The sequence below is a fragment of the Listeria cornellensis FSL F6-0969 genome (genome assembly GCF_000525855.1).
In the GTDB taxonomy this organism is placed as follows: domain Bacteria; phylum Bacillota; class Bacilli; order Lactobacillales; family Listeriaceae; genus Listeria_A; species Listeria_A cornellensis.
The window spans coordinates 1-2,448 of record NZ_AODE01000063.1; the positions used below are offsets into that span (position 1 = coordinate 1).

Here is a 2,448-nt window from a genome sequence, read left to right on the forward strand (position 1 = left end):
TGGAACGGTGGGTGAAGATGGCGGAAGTGGCCGGTTCGATATTTGGACGGATGGGCTCGCGTATTTTATAGATAAACCGCTGTTTGGGATTGGTTCTTTCAATTTTCAAGCCTATCATTCTTTTTCAGCTGGAAAAGCGATTTTCATGCATAATTCCTTTTTAGAAATATTAGTGGAAACAGGCATTCTTGGGATGATGCTTTATGTGGTTGCGATTATTGCAATTATGTGGACACTAGTGAAAGCGGCTTTGGTGGATAGAGAACAATGGTGGCTACTAATTGCTTTAATAGGTTATTTATCGATGATGACGTCATTGTCGCTAGTTTTGAATGAAATATTTTTCTTCTTCTTTGCACTCGTTGCGAGGAGTTTGAAGGAAACGGAAGCAAATATGGATCGATGTAAAGGATGGAGAAAATGAAACAAGAGTTATCCCTAATAAGTATATTTAGCATTATACGTAAAAAAGTAATACTATCTCTTATTGTTGCAACTGTTGTAATGTGCTTTGTTGGTGTTGTTAGTCATCAATTTATGGCGCCCAAATATGATGCGTCTGTACAACTTTTAATTAATCCAAAAAGCGTAGCTAAGGAAACGGACAGTTATCAAAGTACGGATTCTAACACGCAATTGGTGAATACGTATAACGTTATTTTACAGAGTAAAGTGATTTTGTCCGATGTGATTAAGCGGCTTAATCTTTCAATCAGTGTTCCTGAATTGCGAAAAGCGATTAGTGTACAGAATGAGAAAGAGTCTAAAGTTATTTCTATTCATGTCGAACAAGAAAATCCTAAAAATGCAAAGAAAATTTCGGAAACCTTGGCATTATCGATGGAAAAAGAGGTACCGAAATTGATGAATATTGACAATGTGAATACTTTATCAGATGCAGAACTCAGCGAGAACTTAACAACATCTAAAATTCGAATTTATATGATTTTATCTTTTGTGATGGCTTTGTTTGTCAGTCTGGCCGTTTTTGTAGTAAGAGAATCTCTGAAAAGTACTTTTAAGAAAGTGAAGGATTTTGAAGATGTAACGAGTTTGCCAGTTATTGTGACGATTCCAGAAATATAAGAGGGGGGATCAGGAAATATGGCGACACAAAAATATGAGGAGCAGTTGTTATTACTCAATAGCTTGTTTTTATCAACGCAGGAAGCCATTGATTATTTGGGTGTATCGAAACAATGCTTTCATTCGCTTGTAGCACGCGGGAAGATTCAGAAGATACGCAAAGGTTCGGCGGTGTTGTATTATGCGGATGAAATCAGTGAGCGTAAACGACAACAGCCATGGTTGCGCCAAAAATATGGGCCAATTCAAGAAGGATAGGTGTTTTATGAGGCAAGGATATCAAGCGGATATAGTGAGCATTATTATGCCAACCTACAATAGTAGTGCGGTTTTGGAGGAAAGTATTGCGAGCATTCAACAACAGGGCTATCAGGATTGGGAGCTGTTGGTGGTGGATGATTGTTCGACGGACGAAACGCGGGACATGTTGCGGGAAATAGCGGAACGGGATGCGCGGATTCAACTGGTTTTATTGACGGAGAATCGTGGTTCTGGCTTTGCGCGGAATGAGGGATTGAGTCGGGCGCGGGGGCGGTTTGTGGCGTTTTTGGATAGTGATGATGTGTGGCATCCAAAGAAGTTGGAGAAGCAACTGGCGTTTATGAGGGCGAACGATTATGGCTTTACGTTTACGGCGTATCATGTGTTTGAGGAGCAACCGACAGCGGTTAAACGGACGGTGCCTGTGCCGGAGAAAATGAACTATCGACAACTGCTGAAAAATACGATTATTGGGTGTTTGACGGTGGTGATTGATCGGGAAAAAGTTGGTGATTTCCGCATGCCATTGTTGCGGGCGCGACAGGATACGGCGACGTGGTTGGCCATTTTGAAGGAACAGGAATTTGCGTATGGAATGGCGGAACCGCTCGCGTATTATCGGGTGAGCGCGGCGTCGTTATCGAGTAATAAATGGAGAATGCTTCAAAAAAAACTGGCAGATGTACCGGAAACATGAAGGCTTATCACTCGTCTATGCGAGTTACGTTTTCAGTTGTTACGTGGGCCATGCCTTATGGAAGAGGAGAGGACGAATAGGATGAAAATAGCAGTTGCAGGTGTCGGGTATGTTGGTTTGGTTTCTGCGGTAGGCTTCGCGCATCACGGGCATACGGTTACAGCGGTGGATGTAGACGCAATGAAAATGGCAGGGCTGACGGCAGGGATTTCGCCGATTTTTGAACCTAGTTTAGAAGCGTTGTTACAGGAACAGTTGGCGGCAGGGCGGATACAGTTTACGACGGATGGGGCTCGTGCTTACGCGGATGCCGAGGCGATTGTGATTGGCGTGGGAACGCCGGAAAACGAAGATGGCTCAGCGAATTTGGCGGCGGTATATCAGGTTGCACAAGAAATTGGTTC

At 43.1% G+C, this 2,448-nt stretch carries 5 protein-coding genes; all 5 read left to right on the plus strand.

What is annotated here, in order from left to right:
• A partial coding sequence (locus PCORN_RS16695; RefSeq protein WP_036082690.1) for an O-antigen ligase family protein occupies positions 1 to 424 on the plus strand: 424 nt, incomplete at its 5' end.
• Positions 421 to 1,086, plus strand: a complete 666-nt coding sequence (locus PCORN_RS16700; protein ID WP_159102636.1) for a YveK family protein — start codon at positions 421 to 423, stop codon at positions 1,084 to 1,086. The genes PCORN_RS16695 and PCORN_RS16700, both read left to right, overlap by 4 nt.
• Before the next feature lie 18 nt (positions 1,087 to 1,104).
• Positions 1,105 to 1,344: a helix-turn-helix domain-containing protein gene (locus PCORN_RS16705; RefSeq protein ID WP_036082691.1), complete on the plus strand. Its 240-nt coding sequence runs from the start codon at positions 1,105 to 1,107 to the stop codon at positions 1,342 to 1,344.
• Between the two features lie 7 nt (positions 1,345 to 1,351).
• Positions 1,352 to 2,044, plus strand: a complete 693-nt coding sequence (locus tag PCORN_RS16710) for a glycosyltransferase family 2 protein (RefSeq protein ID WP_338151790.1) — start codon at positions 1,352 to 1,354, stop codon at positions 2,042 to 2,044.
• 81 nt (positions 2,045 to 2,125) lie between these two features.
• Positions 2,126 to 2,448: 3-hydroxyacyl-CoA dehydrogenase NAD-binding domain-containing protein (locus PCORN_RS16715; protein WP_036082692.1), on the plus strand; the 323-nt coding region annotated here is incomplete at its 3' end.

Coding starts and splice junctions, on each gene's coding strand:
- PCORN_RS16700 (WP_159102636.1), top strand. CDS start 421: ATGAAACAAGAGTTATCCCTAATAAGTATATTTAGCATTATACGTAAA.
- PCORN_RS16705 (WP_036082691.1), top strand. CDS start 1,105: ATGGCGACACAAAAATATGAGGAGCAGTTGTTATTACTCAATAGCTTG.
- PCORN_RS16710 (WP_338151790.1), top strand. CDS start 1,352: ATGAGGCAAGGATATCAAGCGGATATAGTGAGCATTATTATGCCAACC.